Origin of the sequence: Thauera sp. JM12B12, assembly GCF_039614725.1 — a bacterium.
GTDB lineage: Bacteria > Pseudomonadota > Gammaproteobacteria > Burkholderiales > Rhodocyclaceae > Thauera.
Genome location: NZ_CP154859.1, coordinates 3,034,755 through 3,051,076 on the forward strand (window position 1 = coordinate 3,034,755; position 16,322 = coordinate 3,051,076).

Sequence of the window (16,322 nt, forward strand, 5' to 3'; positions counted from 1 at the left end):
AGTCCCTCAGGCCCGGCGCTCGCCGTGGGCAACCTCGACGAGCTTGATCGCCTGCTGCTCCATGTCGATCACGAAGCTGTCGATGAGCGCACGGAAGTGGCGCCAGAAGATCATCGCCGGAATCGCGATGATCAGGCCCAGCCCGGTGGTGTACAGCGCGATCGAGATGCCCTGCGCGAGCTGGGCGGGATTGGCGCCGCTCACGCCCTGCGAGGCGAAGATGTCGATCATGCCGATGATGGTGCCGAGCAGCCCCATCAGCGGGCTGATCGCCGCGATGGTGCCGAGCGTGGTCAGGAAGCGCTCGAGCTCATGGACGACGGCGCGCCCGGTCTCCTCGATCGCCTCCTTCATCACCTCGCGCGTGCTGTTCACATTGCGCAAGCCTGCGGCGAGCACCCGCCCGAGCGGCGAATGATGCGCGACGCGCTCGATCATCTCGGGCGAGGCTCCGCCCTCGCGCAGGTCGCGGAGCACGTTGTCGAGCAGCCCGGTCGGGGCCACGCGGACGCGCCGCAGACTGATCGAGCGCTCGATGATCAGCGCCACCGCAATGACCGATGCCAGAATCAGGGGCCAGATCGGCCAGCCAACGGCCTGAATGATCGCGAACACGCGCGGCAACCTCTTGCGGATAAAGGCGAGACTCTAGCGCCGCGACCGGGGCGCCGGCAAGCCGGCGCATTCGCCTCCGCCTCTTCGCACCTGCCGCCCCCGCCCCGCAAGGGATCCAGCCAGCAATCCACAGAAGCTGTGGATAAGTTTGTGGGCAGTTTCGGGATGTGGCCCGCAATCCTTGCTGCGGCGCGCCTTCGGACACTCCGATGAAAAATTGTGCAACATTTTAAATCCTTTAAAATCATGAACTTGCAAAACAACCCCTTATTCGTCAAGGACTTGCGCAAATCCTCTTGACAGGCTCGACCGTCTGTGGATTCCGCTACAATCCGCCCATGCCTGCCACCCCATTCGCGCCTGGCGCCGCCGCCACCGACAGCACGTTCTGCGCACCGCCTCCGGTACTCAGCGTCTCCGCACTCAACCGCATGGCGCGCGAGGCGCTCGAAGCGGCCCTGCCACTGCTCTGGGTGGGCGGCGAGATCTCCAATCTCACCCGCGCAGCCTCGGGGCACCTTTATTTCACCCTCAAGGACGCGAATGCCCAGGTACGTTGCGCGATGTGGCGCAACCGTGCGCAGCTGCTCGCCTTCCGGCCCGAGAATGGCATGCGCGTCGACGCGCGGGCGCTGGCGACGCTTTACGAGGCGCGCGGCGACTACCAGCTCAACATCGAAACGCTGCGCCCGGCGGGTATCGGCGACCTGTTCGAAGCCTTCAACCAACTGAAGACGAAACTCGCCGCCGAAGGTCTTTTCGACCCTGCCCGACGCCGCCCGCTGCCGCGCTTTCCCCGCGCCGTGGGCGTCATCACTTCGCCCCAGGCGGCGGCGCTGCGCGACGTGCTGGTGACCCTGGGCCGGCGCGCGCCGCACCTGCCCGTCGTGCTCTACCCCGCGCCGGTGCAGGGCAGCGATGCCGCGGGACGCCTGGTGGCCGCGATCCGTGAGGCCGGGCGGCGGGCCATGATCGACGGCGTCGACCTGCTCGTGCTCGTGCGCGGAGGGGGCAGCATCGAGGACCTGTGGCCCTTCAATGACGAAGGCCTCGCCCGCGCGCTGCGCGCCTGCCCGCTGCCGGTCGTGTGCGGGGTCGGTCACGAGACCGACGTCACCATCGCGGACTTCGCCGCCGACCTGCGTGCGCCGACGCCGACCGGGGCTGCCGAGCTTGCCAGCGCCGGCTGGCACGCCGCGCGCGGCGAGCTCGCCGTGCTCCAGCCGCGGCTGCAGCGGGCGCTCGAACGCCGCCTCGAAGGTCTCGCCCAGCGCGTCGACCGCGCCAGTCTGCGCCTGCTCCACCCGCGTGAGCGCCTGCGTCGCGAGCGGACCACGCTCGAGCGACTCGGCGAGCGCCTGGCCTCGGCGATGGCCCGACGCATGGAGCACGGCGCCCAACGCCTGCTGCGCGCGCAGCTGCGTCTTGCGACACGCGCCCCGCAGCCGGCCGCCTCACGCGGCAACGTGGACGCCCTCGGCCATCGGTTGCAGCTCGCGACCGCGAGCCTGCTCGCACGCCAGCAGACACGGCTATCGGCCCTCGCCGCCCACCTTGAGCACCTTGCCCCGCAGGCCGTCCTGGCACGCGGCTACGCGATCGCGCGTGACGAGCATGGCCGCGTACTGCGCAGCACCGCCGGGGTGGCCACAGGCGCCGCCGTCAGCGTCGAGCTCGCTGACGGCCGACTCGACACGCGGGTGGTCGGGCACCGTTCCGACTGACACGGTTCGTTGATCGCGTCCGCCAGGCCCTGTCCCGCCTCACCGCCCTTCCAGCACGCGCGGTGTGCGCAGCAGACGCAGCGGGCACCCGTCGCCCCGGTTCCGCAAAGCGGCCCTCTGGGCTTAACATGCGGGGCGCAACATTGTCTTCGGGTTTCAATCCAGACTAAAATAGTCCGGCTTTCCCCAACCCTCAGACAGACAAATCGAACAACTCAGGAGAAACCGCATGGAACACACCCTGCCCGCCCTGCCCTATGCCAAGGACGCTCTCGCCCCGCACATCTCGGCCGAGACCCTGGAGTTCCACTACGGCAAGCACCATCAGGCCTACGTCACCAACCTGAACAACCTGATCAAGGGCACCGAGTACGAGAACCTCGACCTCGAAGCCATCGTCAAGAAGGCGCCCGCCGGCGGCGTGTATAACAACTCCGCGCAGGTCTGGAACCACACCTTCTTCTGGAACAGCATGTCGCCCAACGGCGGCGGCGAGCCCAGCGGCGCGCTGGCCGACGCGATCAAGGCCAAGTGGGGCTCGTTCGACGACTTCAAGAAGGCCTTCCAGGCGTCCGCGGTCGGCAACTTCGGTTCCGGCTGGACCTGGCTGGTCAAGAAGGCCGACGGGTCGGTTGACATCGTCAACATGGGCGCCGCCGGCACCCCGTTGACGACCGGCGACACCGCGCTGCTCTGTATCGACGTGTGGGAGCACGCCTACTACATCGACTACCGCAACCGTCGCCCGGACTTCGTCGCCACCTTCCTCGACAAGCTGGCCAACTGGGACTTCGCGGCGAAGAACTTCGCCTGATTCCCGGCGCCGGTCGTGAGACCGGCGGCAGCATTGCGAAAGCGACCCGCGTGGTCGCTTTCGTGTTTTCTGGCGTCGCCGTTCCAACGCAGCCTGTCGTCGACAGGCTTGCTGGCGCGCCCTTGGCCACGCGCTGGCCGCGCCACCGACGACTCGCCGCATGCTCGACATCCTCTACCGCGACGACTGGCTGATCGCGATCCACAAGCCTTCCGGCCTGCTCGTGCACCGCAGCCCGATCGCGGCACACGAGGAACGCTTCGCGGTGCAGCTGCTGCGCGACCAGATCGGCCAGCGCGTCTATCCCGCCCACCGCCTCGATCGGGGCACCTCGGGCGTGCTGCTGTTCGCGCTCCAGCGCGAGGTCGCGCGCACGCTGGCGCAGCGCTTCGAGTCGCAGGCGGTGGACAAGCGCTATCTGGCGATCGTGCGCGGCCATCCTGCCGAGAACGGCGTGATCGATCACGCACTGGTGCGCCGGCTCGACCCGGTGGAAGTGCGCCGCGGCAAAGGCGCCGGCGCACGCGATGCGCTCCCGGAGGACCTCGACGAGGGCGATGCGATGGACGCTGCGGACCCGGTCATGGAGCCGGTCGCCCAGCCCGCGCGCACCCGCTTCCGCCGCCTCGCGACGGTGGAACTGCCGCATGCGGTCGACCGCTATCCGACCAGCCGCTACGCACTCGTCGAACTCTTCCCCGAGACCGGCCGTCGCCACCAGTTGCGCCGCCACCTGAAGCACATCGCCCACCCGATCATCGGCGACGCCACCTACGGCAAGGGCCGCCACAACCGCCTGTTCCAGGACCTCTTCGGCAGCCACCGTCTGCTGCTGGCCTGCACCCGGCTGGCGCTGGCGCATCCGGTGACAAAGGCGCCGCTGGAGATCGTGGCGCCGGTGGCGGAGGATTTTGGGAGCGTCGCTGCTGCGCTTGGCTGGACCAAGCAGCCCGGCTCGTAGCATGTTGGGGCGCAGGCAACCACCCTCTGCGACCCGCCCTCTGCGCCCCGCCGGGGACGCGCGGGGTATTCCTTCCGGGGCTGCGGAACTCGCCCTTCGGGCTCGGACAGTCCTCGCCCCTTCACGAATACCCCACACATCCCCGGCTACCGTGGTCGCCGCTCGACTGTCCTGACACCATCGTGTCTCAAAGCTATGTGGGTTCTGCTGCAAGGGCTCTCGCACACCTTGCTGTCTTCACGTTCTTTCTGCCTTTGCGTTGAGCTGAACCCTCGATTCCCGGATGCGTGCGGGGTATTCCTGAAGGGGCGAGGACTGTCCGAGCGAAGCGAGTTCCGCAGCCCCGGAAGGAACACCCCGTGCGCGTCCCTCGCGCCAGGCCTGCGAGCAAAGACGGTTGCACCCCAATTCAGAACATCCATCGACGCAAGCCGGCACATCGCAACACTTTCAAGGCAAAATCCTGGCTTCCCGCCGCCCGCACAGACACCCCCCTGCCAGGGCCCCGTTTCAATGACACTCCAGGTAAGACGATGAACCCGCTGCTCCAGGTACGCCAGCACGGCCAGCAGATCTGGCTCGACAACCTCTCCCGCACCCTGCTCAACGACGGCCACCTCGCGCGCTTCATCGGCGAGGACGGCGTCGCCGGGGTGACCACCAACCCGGCGATCTTCCACAAGGCGATCTCGGGCGGGCGCTACTACGAGGACGATCTCGCCGCGCTCAAGCAGCGCGACCTGAGCGCCGAAGCGCGCTACGAGGCGCTGGTCGTGCCCGACGTGCAGCGCGCCTGCGATCTGCTCGCGCCGCTGCACCAGGACAGCGGCGGCAACGCCGGCTACGTGAGCCTCGAGGTCTCGCCCGCCCTCGCCCACGATGCCGACGGCACGTTCGCCGCCGGCCTGCGTCTCAAGGCGGCGGTCGATCGTCCCAACCTGCTGATCAAGGTCCCCGCCACGACCGCCGGCCTGGACGCGATCGAGCGCCTGATCGGCGCCGGTGTCAGCGTGAACGTGACCCTGATGTTCTCGCTCGCCCACTGCGAGGCGGTGGCCGAGGCCTACCTGCGCGGGCTGCGCCGCCTGCAGGCTGCGGGTGGCGAGGTGGCGCCGGTGATGTCGGTGGCGAGCCTGTTCCTGTCGCGGGTGGATACCCTGGTCGACAAGCTGCTCGAAGAACGCGGCGGCGACCTGCTCGCGCTGCGCGGACGCACGGCGGTGGCGATGGCACGGCTGGCCTACGAGGCCTACCAGGAACGCTTCCACGGCGCCGGCTTCGAGGACCTTGCCGCGGCGGGCGCGCGCCCCCAGTACATGCTGTGGGCGAGCACCGGGACCAAGAACCCGGCCTACAGCGACCTGCTGTACGTCGAACCCCTCATCGGCGCGGAAACGGTGAATACCCTGCCCGACGCCACGCTCGACGCGCTGCGCGACCATGGCACGGTGGCCTCGACCCTGGAGGAGGACGTCGAGCAGGCGGCGCAACACTTCGTCGCGCTGGCCGCGGCGGGGATCGACATGGTGGCGGTCGGCGAGCGCCTGCAGCAGGAGGGCCTGGCACAGTTCGAACAGGCCTTTGCCGGCCTGCTCGAGCTCACCGCCTGAACAAGCGACACGGAACGACGACGGACGGGCGCGGGCGCGTCCCCGTATTCCGGAATGGTGGGCGCGCGCCGTTCAGGCGGGTGCGAGCAGGGCCTCGCGCGACACGCCGCGGCGGTCGCCGGCACCCTCCAGCAGCTCCTTCATGTCGAGAATCAGCACGATCTGGCCGTTGGACAGCGTGGTCACCCCCGCCACGCCCTTGGGCCGGAAGTCGTCGAGCGACTTGATCACCGCGTCCTCGCGGCCGGCAAAGCTGTCGATGGCGAGGATGAAGGACCACTCGGCCGCCTGCATCAGCACGCCGTACTGGGGCACGCGCTCACGCGGCCAGCCGAGCAGGGTGGACAGCGGCGCGATCGGCAGCACCTCGCCGCGCACCACCATGGTCGCCTTGCCGCCGACGTCCTGGATGCTCCCGGGGTCGATCGGCAGGATCTCGCGCACCATCGACAGCGGCACGGCGAAGGGCTGTTCGCCCAGGCGCACCAGCAGCACCGGCAGGATCGCCAGCGTCAGCGGCAGGTTGATCACCAGCGTGGTGCCCTTGCCGAGCTGCGAGCGGATCTCGATCGTGCCGTTGAGCTTCTGGATGTTGGTGCGGACCACATCCATGCCGACGCCGCGGCCGGACACGTCCGACACCTTCTCGGCCATCGAGAAACCAGGCAGGAAGATCAGGTTGTAGCTCTGGCGATCGTCCATCGTGCTCGCCTCCTCATCGCTGATGAGGCCCTTGGCGAGCGCCTTGGCACGCAGGCGTTCGGCGTCCATGCCGCGGCCATCGTCGGCGACCAGGATCACGATGTGGTCGCCCTCCTGGCGCGCCTCCAGGCGCAGCACCGACTTCGCCGGCTTGCCTGCGGCGGCACGGCCGGCGGCGTCCTCCACGCCGTGGTCAACGGCGTTGCGGATGAGGTGGATGATCGGATCGGACAGATCCTCGATCATCGTCTTGTCGATCTCGGTGTCCTCGCCGACGAGCTGCAGCTCGACGTCCTTGCCGAGGCTGCGCGCGAGGTCGCGGGCGATGCGGGGGTACTTCTGGAACAGGCGGCCGATCGGCTGCATGCGCGTCTTCATGACCGCGTTCTGCAGGTCGGACACCAGCAGGTCGAGCTGGCTCACCGCGATGTCGAGGGCATGCAGGGTCTCGGCGTCGGTGCGTCCGCTCAGGATGTCGCTGCGCAGGGCGTTGAGGCGGTTCTTGGTCAGACCGATCTCGCCCGAGAGATTCAGCACCTGGTCGAGGCGCGCGGTATCGACGCGGATCGAGTTGTCACGCTGGCGCTCGCTGTCGCGCCGACCGGTGGGGGCACTGGCGACCGGCAGGTCGGACTCCCGGCGCCCGAAGGCCGCGCGCACGATCGGATCGCTGTTGACCGGCGGCTCGGCGGCAGGCACCGGCGGGCGGGCGGCGGGCGGCGCTGCGGCCGGCGATGGAGGCGCTGCCCCGCCGCTGACCACGGTGCTGCCGGTGACCGCGGCATAGAGCGCATCCCAGTCGGGCTCGCCCGGTCGCGGTACGCTCGCCGCTGCGGGCTTCGCCATCGGAGCGGCGTCGGTGGGCGCTGCTGCGCCGCCGCTCACCGCGACCCGCAGGCTGTTCAGCAGCGCCGGTTCCGCCGGCGGTGGCTGCACGCCGCGCTCGAGCTCACCGAACATGTCGCGCACCGCAGCGGTGGCGGCAAGGATCACGTCCATGCGTTCGGGCGTCACCCCGAGCTCGCCGTTGCGCAGCTTGTCGAACAGGCTCTCGGTGAGGTGACACAGGGTGACCAGTTCGGTCGCGTTGAGGAAGCCCGCGCCACCCTTGATGGTGTGGAAGCCACGGAAGATGTCGTTGAGCAGACCGCGATCCTCGGGCGAACGCTCGAGATCGACCAGCTTGTTGTCGACCCCTGACAGCAGGTCCCCCGCCTCGACGAGGAAGTCCTGAAGGAGGTCCTCCATGCCCGCAAAATCACTCATGACTCAGATTGCTCCAGATTGCCCCGGCTAATCTGCCGCCGCCGCGCGGCGACATACTGGCGCGGGTCACGCCCGCGCACGGGCGCACGTCAAAATCCCAGGCTCTCGAGCAGGTCGTCGACCTGCGCCTGGCTGGTGAGCACGTCGGTGCGGCCGGTGGCGTCGATCACCGGTCCATTGAGCAGGCCGGAGTGGCGTTCCTGGCGAACCTGCGGCGGTGCGGCTTCGAGCAGCACCTGCAGCAGCTGCGTCTCCAGCATCTGCGCGAGATCGACGACGCGCTTGATCACCTGCCCGGTGAGGTCCTGGAAATCCTGCGCCATCATGATCTCGTGCAGCTGCGCGCTCGTCGTCCGCGTGCCCTGGCCGACCGCAGAGAGGAAGCCGTGCGTGTCCGCGCTCAGTTCGCGGAAGGCCTCGGGCGACAGCTTGCCGGCGTAGAGCGCGTCCCAGCGCGCTTTCAGCTCGTCGGCGCCACTGGCGAGCTCGTCCTGGATCGGGCGCGCGACATCGGTGGCGTTGAGCACCCGGCTGGCAGCCTGCTCGGTGGTCTGCGCGATGTAGCCGAGGCGCTGGCGCGCATCCGGAATCGCCTCTGCGGCCTCCTTCAGCGCCCCCTCCAGGCCGAGCTCGCGCAGGCTGTCATGCACCTGGCGGGTGAGCTGTCCGAGGCGATGAAAGACCGCGTCCGACTCGCCCGCAGCCGGCGACGGCACGTGCGCCTCGCCCGTTGCCTGAGGCGCGGCGACGACATGGGCCTGCTCCGCGACCGCATCGAAGAGCGCCTGCAGCTCGTCGGAGTCGCCCGAATCGTCGATCGTGAGCGGGGAGACGGCGGCCATCGATGCGGGCACCGTGCTGCGCCCCCCCGCCGGATCGGCGGCGATGCTGTCGAAGAGGGCCTGCAGCTCGTCCGAGTCGCCCGATTCGTCCAATCTAGACTTCTTGCTCATGTTCCTGCTCCGTGTTCGGCTGCCGCTCAGGACGGCGCGCGACCCATCTTCTCGAAAATCTTCTCCAGCTTCTCGGCGAGGGTGGCCGCGGTGAAGGGCTTGACCACGTAACCGCTGGCGCCGGCCTGGGCGGCGGCGATGATGTTCTCCTTCTTCGCCTCGGCGGTGATCATCAGCACCGGCAGGTGTTTGAGCTGGGGGCTGCGGCGGATGGCCTGCAGCAGCGCGAGGCCGTCCATGTTCGGCATGTTCCAGTCGGTGACGACGAAGTCGTAGGGTGCGGTGTTGAGCTTCTGCAGCGCGACCGCGCCATCCTCGGCCTCGTCGACGTTGCTGAAGCCGAGTTCCTTGAGGAGGTTGCGCACGATGCGGCGCATGGTCGAAAAGTCATCGACGACGAGGAATCGGGTCTTGGGGTCGGCCATCTTGTTTTCTCCGGGGTTTCACTGCCTCGGCGCTCAGGCGCCGCGGCGGCCGCGCTGCAACATCGGACGAATGGTGTCCGCGAGGACTTCGGCGTCGAATTTTGCCACGTAGGCATCGACGCCGACGCGCTTGCCCATGGCGCGATTGGCCTCTGAGGACAGCGACGAATGCATGACCACGGGGATGCCGCTGAAGCGCGGGTCGGCCTTGATGTTGCGGGTGAGCACGTAGCCATCCATCTCGGGCATCTCGGCATCGACCAGGATGAGGTCGATCTCGTCGAGCAGCTGCCGTCCGGTCTGCTCCGCATGGCTGGCCAGACTCTCGAGGCGGTTCCAGGCCTCGAGGCCGTTCTGCGCGTTCTTGTGACGCACGCCGAGACGGTCGAGCACCTCGCTGATCTTGCGCCGGGCCACCGCGGAATCATCCACGAAGAAGACGTTCACCTCGTGGCCGTTGCCGATCGGCGCGATGTTGCCGACCACGGTGTCGCCGAAGGTGTTGGCGAGCACGGTCTCGACGTCGAGGATCGAGACCAGGCGGCCGTCGGACAGCTCGGTGATCGCGGTGATGAAGCTCTGCGTTCCGGAGGACACGTTCTCGGGCGCGCGCACGCGATCCCACTCGACACGGACGATGCGGTCCACCGAAGACACCAGGAAGCCGAGCGTGCGCTTGCTGTACTCGGTGACCATCATCGCACCGCCGAGCGGCGCGTCCGGCCGGGTCAGGCCGAGGATGCTGCCGAGCGACAGCACCGGGATGACGTTGCCGCGCAGCGAGATCAGGCCCTCGACGCCGGCGGGCATGTTGGGCGTGCGGGTGATGAAGGGTGTCTTCGACACCTCGCGCACCTTGAACACATTGATGCCGAAATGCTCGCTGGTGCCGAGCGAGAACAGCAGGATCTCCATGCGGTTCGAGCCGGCCAGCGTGGCGCGCCCGTCGACCTCGTCGAACAGCGCGCTTTGCTCGTGATGATCGTTATGCATGATCCACCCTCAACGCATGCCTGCGGTATCGCCACCACCCAGCAGGCGCGCCAGGGTCTGCGACAGACGCTGAGGCTCGAACTTGGGCACGTATTCGTCGACACCGACGGACAGGCCGAGCTGCTGGTTGGACATGCCCGACAACGATGAATGCATGATCACCGGCACGCCGGCGAAGCGGCGGTCGGCCTTGATCTGACGCGTAAGCATGTAGCCGTCCATCTCCGGCATCTCGACATCGGTCAGCACCAGACTGACGAAGTCGCTCACCTTGCGTCCGCAGGCCTCGGCGTGGGCGGCGACGCGGCGCAGTTCGTCCCAGGCCTGGCGGCCATTGACTGCGCCCACATGGCGCACGTTCATCGCATCCAGGGTCTGCTTGATCTGCTTGCGCGCCACCGAGGAGTCGTCGGCGAAATACACCACGTGGGCGTCGCCGCCAGGGACCGGCTCGATGTCGCGGAAGAGGAATTCGTCGTCGTAGCGCGAAGTCTCGGAGAGCACGCGCTCGACGTCGAGCATCATCACCAGGCGGCCGTCGGCGAGCTCGGTGACCGCCGTGACCAGGCCCCCGAGGCGGGCGGTGAGCATCTCGGGCGGCACGCGCATCTGCGACCAGTCCAGCCGCAGGATGGTGTCGACGCCCTCGACCAGGAAGCCCTGGGTGTGCCCGTTGTATTCGGTGACGATCATGATCTCGCGCGCCGCCTCGGAACCGACGCCGACGTAGGCGCCCAGGTCAACCACCGGCACGAGGGCGCCGCGCAGGCTCACCATCCCCTGGACGGCGTCCGGCATCTCGGGCGCCGCCGTGATCGCCGGCGTGCGCATCACCTCGCGCACCTTGAAGACGTTGATGCCGAAGGTTTCGCGACGGCCGGTACGCGCGTCCACGCCCAGCGTGAACAGCAGGATCTCCAGCTTGTTCGTGCCCGCAAGCCGGGTGCGGGCGTCAATGTTCTTGAGCAGTTCGGACATGGGTTACCGCCTTGCGGTGGTTTGTGCGCACGGAGGGAGCGGTGCGCCTTCAATGGGATATCGGCGCCATCGGCCCCGACTTGAGGCTCATCGCGCCACCACGGGCGGCGCCCCGGGCGCGACGAACGGATCGACGGCCCCGCCGTTCGCCCCCGCTGGCGCAATGCGGTCCGGCGCGGGCGGACTGCCCGGTGGGGCCTGGCCGCGCATCGCGCTCTCGGCGGTCTTGTTGAGGACGATGATGCTGATGCGGCGATTGGAAGGATCGAGCGGATCGTCCGGATTGAGGTGCACCGTATCGGCGAGGCCGACCACGCGCACCATCTTGCCCGGCTCGAGCCCGCCCAGGACGAGTTCGCGGCGCGCGGCGTTGGCACGGTTCGAGGACAGCTCCCAGTTCGAGAAGCCGCGCTCGCCACCGGCGTACTGGGACGAATCCGTGTGGCCCGACATGCTGACGCGGTTGTCCACATCGTTGAGCGCGCGTGCGATCTCGCGCAGCAGCTCGCGCGTGTAGGGCCGCAGCTCGGCGCTCGACGAGGTGAACATCGGCCGGTTCTGGGCGTCGATCAGCTGGATGCGCAAGCCTTCGCTGATGATGTCGAGCAGGAGCTGGTTCTTGAACTGGCGCAACGAGGGATTGGCCTCGATGATCGCCTCCAGCTTGCCCTTGAGATCGATCAGCTTGCTGCGCTCGCGGCGCTCGGCGGCCTCCAGCGCAGCCTGCTCCTCGCTCGTGCGGCGCGCGGGCGCGGCGTCGAGGTTGATCGCGCGCGTGCTCGGGGTGTCGCCGCGCTTGACCTGGCCCACCTTGCGCGACAGGTCCTCGCCGCCACCCTTGATGATGCTCGAGCTGTCGCCGGTACCCTCCCCCCCCTGCATCGACACCTTGAGCGGGTTCTGGAAGTAGTCGGCGATGCCCTCGAGGTCGCCCTGGGCGGTCGAGCCGAGCAGCCACATGAGCAGGAAGAAGGCCATCATCGCGGTCACGAAGTCCGCATAGGCGATCTTCCACGCGCCGCCGTGGTGGCCGCCGCCGCCCTTCTTGATGCGCTTGACGACGATTGGCTGCTGGGTGTCGTCGCTCATCGCGCGCTCCCCGCGCGCCGGCGCGCAGGCGCTGGCGGGATGTCACTCAGATCGGGACTCGAGAACGCCATGCCGCTCAGCCCTTGCGATTCTTGATTTCCTGCTCGAGCTCGGCGAAGCCCGGGCGGTCGGTCGAGTAGAGCACCTTGCGGCCGAACTCCACCGCGACCTGCGGCGCATAGCCGTTCATGCTCGCCAGCAGCACGACCTTGATCACTTGGTAGATCTTGCCGCTCTCCTCGACCTTCTGCTCGAGCTGGCTGGCGACGGGGGCGACGAAGCCGTACGAGACCAGGATGCCGAGGAAGGTACCGACGAGCGCGCCGCCGATCATCTTGCCGAGCACCGCCGGCGGCTGGCCCACCGAGCCCATCACGTTCACCACGCCCATCACCGCGACCACGATGCCGAAGGCGGGCACCGCATCGGCGACCTTCGAGACCACGTGCGGGGCGGTGTGCGCTTCCTGGTGGTGGGTCTCGATCTCCATGTCCATCAGGTTCTCGATTTCGAAGGCGTTGAGGTTGCCGCCCACCATCATGCGCAGGTAGTCGGTCATGAACTCGACCGCATGGTGGTCGGCGGCGACGCTCGGATACTTGGAGAAGATCGGGCTGGAGTCGGGGTTCTCGATGTCGTTCTCGATCGACATCAGGCCTTCCTTGCGCACCTTGGCGAGGATCTCGAACAACAGCGCGAGCAGGTCGACGTAGAGCGCCTTGTTGTACTTGGAGCCCTTGACCGCGAGCGACAGCGAGCCGAGCGTGGCCTTGATCGCCTTCGGGCCGTTGCCGGCGATGAAGCCACCGATCATGAGGCCGAAGATCGCGATGTACTCGAGCGGCACCCAGAGCGCGAGCAGGCTGCCGTGCACCGCGTAGGTGCCGATCGACGCAGCAAGGATGATGACGTAGCCAATGATCAGGAACACCGCTCACTCCACAGGAATCGGCCGTGGCGCCCCAGGGTGGAGGGCTCGGCATCTGTCGCTTCTAACGACCGCGGGAAACAGAACTTGAACATCAGTCGCAGCCGTCGCGTGCGAAATGCACGATCGCGGGACCGGGCGCCGGCGGCAGCCCGGAATGAAAAGGGCCGCCTGTTCGCCACGGCGGCCCGGATGAAGCATGCAGCCCGCGCCGCGCGCGGCCGCGATCTCAGGCGGTCGCCGTCTGCCGGGTGCGCGACACGGCGCGCCGGGTGGCCGGCTTCTTGCGCGAGGAACCCGCACGCGAGGGCATGTTGCACAGGCCGCACACGTAGGCGCTGACCGGGTCGTGCGCGTGGGCGACGAACTGTCCGCCGCAGCAGGTGCAGGGCGCGAGCTGGAGGAGATCGGCGTCGAAGAAGCGGACCAGGGTCCACGCCCGCGTCAGGCTCAGCACCGGCTCCATCGCGCTGCTCTCGATGTGGTCGAGATAGAGGTGGTAGGACTTGAGGATCGCGTCCAGCCCCTTGATCCCGGCGCGGCCGGTGAAGAAGCGGTGAAAGCCCATGAACAGCGACGAATGCACGTTGGGCTGCCAGGTCATGAACCAGTCGGTGGAGAACGGCAGCATGCCCTTGGGAGGCGACACGCCGCGCACCTCCTTGTAGATCTTCAGCAGCTTCTCGCGGCTGAGGCGGGTCTCCACCTCGAGCATCTGCATGCGCGCGCCGAGCTGGACCATCTCGACCGCGCGACGGACGTCTTCTGCTTCCTCGATGACACTCTTGTTCTTCATTTGAGACTCCTCAGGCCGCCTCGCTGGCCGCCTTGCCCGCCGCGAGAATCGCAGCATGCAGGCCGGCGCTTGCTGCATCGCGCCCTTCGCCGGCCATCAGCCGGGCGAGTTGCGCATCGTCGAAGCGGAAACACGGCACCAGCATCTGGCTGGCCGCCATGCGCACCAGCTTCGCCGCGGACATCGACTCGATCACGTCGGCCAGCTCGTCGCCGATACCGAGACGGAACAGCGCCGTCGCCCGATCGCTGCGCAGCATCTGCTGGGCGAGCATCAGGTAGGCGAGGTTCAGTTCGCGGATTTCGGCCTGAAAGTCTGGTCGATCCATGGTTTCCAATCCCGATCAGGGACAAACGGCCTTCAACTTAAAGTAGTTTCTCAGCAGCATCAAGTTACAAAGTCACGCTTTGCCGCCTGCCCCCCACTCTTCCTGTGGCGTGGCGACAACACCCGACTGCGCCCGCATGCGGCCGGAGCAGGGGCGCCGAGCCCGATCACGCCCCGTCCGCGCCGGCCTGGATCGCCACCACGCGGTTGCGCCCCCGCTGCTTGGCGAGGTAGAGACCCTCATCCGCCCCCTTGATCAGGGCCTCGACGCCGTCCATGTCCGGCGTGCGCATGCATACGCCGACGCTGGCGGTGAGGAACAGGCGCGGGCCGCCGGTCTCGACCGGCACCGCCTCGATCCCCGCGCGCAGGCGTTCCGCCACGACCCGCGCCTGCGCGAGCTCGGTATCGGGGCAGAGCACGATGAACTCGTCGCCGCCGGTGCGACAGACGAGGTCCTGGGTGCGCACCGCCCTGCGCAGCGCCTCGGCGGCGTGGCGCAGGGCGATGTCGCCGACATCGTGACCATGGGCGTCGTTGATCGTCTTGAAGCCATCGACGTCGACGACCATCAGGGCGAGCGGGCGGTTGTGGCGGATCGACGCCGCCCATTCCATGTGTATCGACTCCATCGCCTGGCGCCGATTGGGCAGGCCGGTCAGTGCATCGGTGAGCGCGGCCTCGTGCAGGCGGCGATTGGCGATCGACAGTTCCGCGGTGAAATTGCGCAGCTCCTCGCGCTCGCGTTCGATCTCGCCCTGGAGGACGAGCGTGCGCAAGCAGGCACGCAGACGCAGCGTGAGCGCGGCACGTCGCACCGGTTGCACGATGAAATCGTCCACGCCGGCTGCAGAGGCGGCGAGCAACAGCGCGTCATCCTCCGCGGGAACCAGCGCGATGACGTAGATCCCGCGCCCAAGCCGGGTGTCGCGCAAGCTGCGCACCAGGCGCTCGCCCTCGGCACCCCACTCGACCACGAGCAGGTGGGGCTGGACATCGATGGCGACCTCGAGGGCGGCATCGCCCCCCGCCACCACGGCCTCGAACACGCTGACCTCGGCCGCTTCAAGGGCCCCGCGCATGCTCGCCGTCGCGGCACGTTCGCGCACCACGAGCAGGGCGCGCAAGGGCGTCTCCTCCGCCGCCTCGCCACCCGCGTCTGCATCTTCCGAAGCGAGGCCGCGTCCCTCGTCGAGCGCGGCGGCGCCACTCAACTCGCCGAAACGCGGCGCAGACTCGGTACGCATCTGGAGCAGCTTGCCCCAATCGACCCAGTCGCGCCCGACCCGCTCGCACAGCGCGACGAACTCGGCACGCTCGAGCCCGAGCCGGCTCGACACGCGCAGCATCGGCTGCATCAGGCGTGCATGCTCGCTGTCCGGCGCAAGGCAGAGCTGGGCGATCGCACGCGCCAGCATCAGGCACTGCATCAGGCTTGCGCCGCGCGACCCCTCGTCGTAGCCGGCGAGCTCGGGTTGTTCGTAGAAGCGTACCGGCTGCACGAGCGCGTCGGGTACGCCCCACTCGATCAGCATGGCCGCGCCAAGCTCGCAGTGGTTCATCGCGAACGCCCCGTCTTCCAGCGAGAGCTGCTGCTGTTGCGGACTGCGATGGAGATCGGCGAGCAAGCGCGAGAACGCGTCAGGGTACAGCGTGGCGAGGGCGAGCTCGCCGACGCGGGCGAGCAGCCCGAGACTGAACGCCTCGTCGGCCGGGACCACGCGCACGCGCTGCGCCAGGCCCTGCATCGACAGCGCCATCAACAGCGAGGACGACCAGAAGCGCTGGTAGTCGAAGCCGGCGCACGCGCCCTTGCGGTAGGTCGACAGCAGCGAGAAACCGAGCGCAAGCGTCCGCACCGCAGGCAGGCCGAGCACCATCAGGGCCTCCTGCACCGACACCACGGCACGGCGGTTCTCGGCCACGAGGCCGTTGGCGGCCTTGATCAGCCGCCCGACGAAGGCGGGGTCGCCCTTGATCACCCGGCCAAGCTCGGGCAGCGACACTTCGCTCGACTGGGTCAGGCGGATGATCGCGAGCGCGACGCCGCGCGGAGACGGCAGTTCGCCGGCTGCCTTGAGCTGCGTGTAGCGCCTCATGTCGATCGGTTGCGGCATGCCTTCCCCTGAGTCGTTGCCTGG

The 16,322-nt window shown here is 68.2% G+C and carries 15 protein-coding genes; 4 read left to right on the forward strand and 11 right to left on the reverse strand.

The features are described from left to right. Positions 1–6: 6 nt before the first annotated feature. Complete coding sequence (locus tag AAG895_RS13715; protein WP_345792555.1) at positions 7–615, reverse strand: MotA/TolQ/ExbB proton channel family protein; 609 nt, start codon at positions 613–615, stop codon at positions 7–9. Between the two features lie 431 nt (positions 616–1,046). Here AAG895_RS13715 and xseA point away from each other — a divergent pair, with 431 nt between their 5' ends. From xseA to tal, 4 genes are all read left to right on the forward strand, one after another. After that, complete coding sequence (gene xseA, locus AAG895_RS13720; RefSeq protein ID WP_345795298.1) at positions 1,047–2,339, forward strand: exodeoxyribonuclease VII large subunit; 1,293 nt, start codon at positions 1,047–1,049, stop codon at positions 2,337–2,339. Positions 2,340–2,568: 229 nt separating this feature from the next. Beyond that, positions 2,569–3,153, forward strand: coding sequence for a Fe-Mn family superoxide dismutase (locus AAG895_RS13725; protein WP_345792556.1), 585 nt, complete (start codon positions 2,569–2,571; stop codon positions 3,151–3,153). Between the two features lie 160 nt (positions 3,154–3,313). Continuing rightward, the gene (locus AAG895_RS13730; RefSeq protein WP_345792557.1) at positions 3,314–4,114 is read left to right on the forward strand and encodes a pseudouridine synthase; all 801 of its coding nucleotides are present in this window, start codon (positions 3,314–3,316) and stop codon (positions 4,112–4,114) included. 533 nt (positions 4,115–4,647) lie between these two features. Further along, entirely contained in the window at positions 4,648–5,724 is a 1,077-nt protein-coding gene (gene tal / locus AAG895_RS13735; protein ID WP_345792558.1) for a transaldolase, read from the forward strand. Positions 5,725–5,796: 72 nt separating this feature from the next. Here the strand turns inward: tal and AAG895_RS13740 are convergent, their stop codons facing one another. The 10 genes from AAG895_RS13740 to AAG895_RS13785 form a co-directional block, all read right to left on the reverse strand. Beyond that, on the reverse strand, positions 5,797–7,692 hold the full coding sequence (locus AAG895_RS13740; RefSeq protein WP_345792559.1) for a chemotaxis protein CheA: 1,896 nt from the start codon (positions 7,690–7,692) through the stop codon (positions 5,797–5,799). A gap of 89 nt (positions 7,693–7,781) precedes the next feature. Continuing rightward, positions 7,782–8,645: a protein phosphatase CheZ gene (gene cheZ, locus AAG895_RS13745; protein ID WP_345792560.1), complete on the reverse strand. Its 864-nt coding sequence runs from the start codon at positions 8,643–8,645 to the stop codon at positions 7,782–7,784. Between the two features lie 26 nt (positions 8,646–8,671). Next, positions 8,672–9,070 carry a chemotaxis response regulator CheY gene (gene cheY, locus AAG895_RS13750; RefSeq protein ID WP_345792561.1) on the reverse strand — a complete coding sequence of 133 codons (399 nt, stop codon included), beginning with the start codon at positions 9,068–9,070 and terminating at the stop codon, positions 8,672–8,674. Between the two features lie 33 nt (positions 9,071–9,103). Beyond that, positions 9,104–10,063, reverse strand: a complete 960-nt coding sequence (locus AAG895_RS13755; protein WP_345792562.1) for a chemotaxis protein — start codon at positions 10,061–10,063, stop codon at positions 9,104–9,106. Positions 10,064–10,072: 9 nt separating this feature from the next. Continuing rightward, positions 10,073–11,041, reverse strand: coding sequence for a chemotaxis protein (locus tag AAG895_RS13760; RefSeq protein WP_345792563.1), 969 nt, complete (start codon positions 11,039–11,041; stop codon positions 10,073–10,075). Positions 11,042–11,128: 87 nt separating this feature from the next. After that, the gene (gene motB, locus AAG895_RS13765) at positions 11,129–12,130 is read right to left on the reverse strand and encodes a flagellar motor protein MotB (RefSeq protein WP_345792564.1); all 1,002 of its coding nucleotides are present in this window, start codon (positions 12,128–12,130) and stop codon (positions 11,129–11,131) included. 76 nt (positions 12,131–12,206) lie between these two features. Further along, positions 12,207–13,061: a flagellar motor stator protein MotA gene (gene motA, locus AAG895_RS13770; RefSeq protein ID WP_345792565.1), complete on the reverse strand. Its 855-nt coding sequence runs from the start codon at positions 13,059–13,061 to the stop codon at positions 12,207–12,209. 226 nt (positions 13,062–13,287) lie between these two features. Continuing rightward, positions 13,288–13,854 (reverse strand): flagellar transcriptional regulator FlhC, encoded by a 567-nt coding sequence (gene flhC / locus AAG895_RS13775; protein ID WP_345792566.1) that lies wholly within the window; start codon positions 13,852–13,854, stop codon positions 13,288–13,290. 10 nt (positions 13,855–13,864) lie between these two features. Beyond that, entirely contained in the window at positions 13,865–14,182 is a 318-nt protein-coding gene (gene flhD, locus AAG895_RS13780) for a flagellar transcriptional regulator FlhD (protein ID WP_345792567.1), read from the reverse strand. 166 nt (positions 14,183–14,348) lie between these two features. Next, on the reverse strand, positions 14,349–16,298 hold the full coding sequence (locus AAG895_RS13785; protein WP_345792568.1) for a diguanylate cyclase: 1,950 nt from the start codon (positions 16,296–16,298) through the stop codon (positions 14,349–14,351). Between the last annotated feature and the right edge of the window lie 24 nt (positions 16,299–16,322).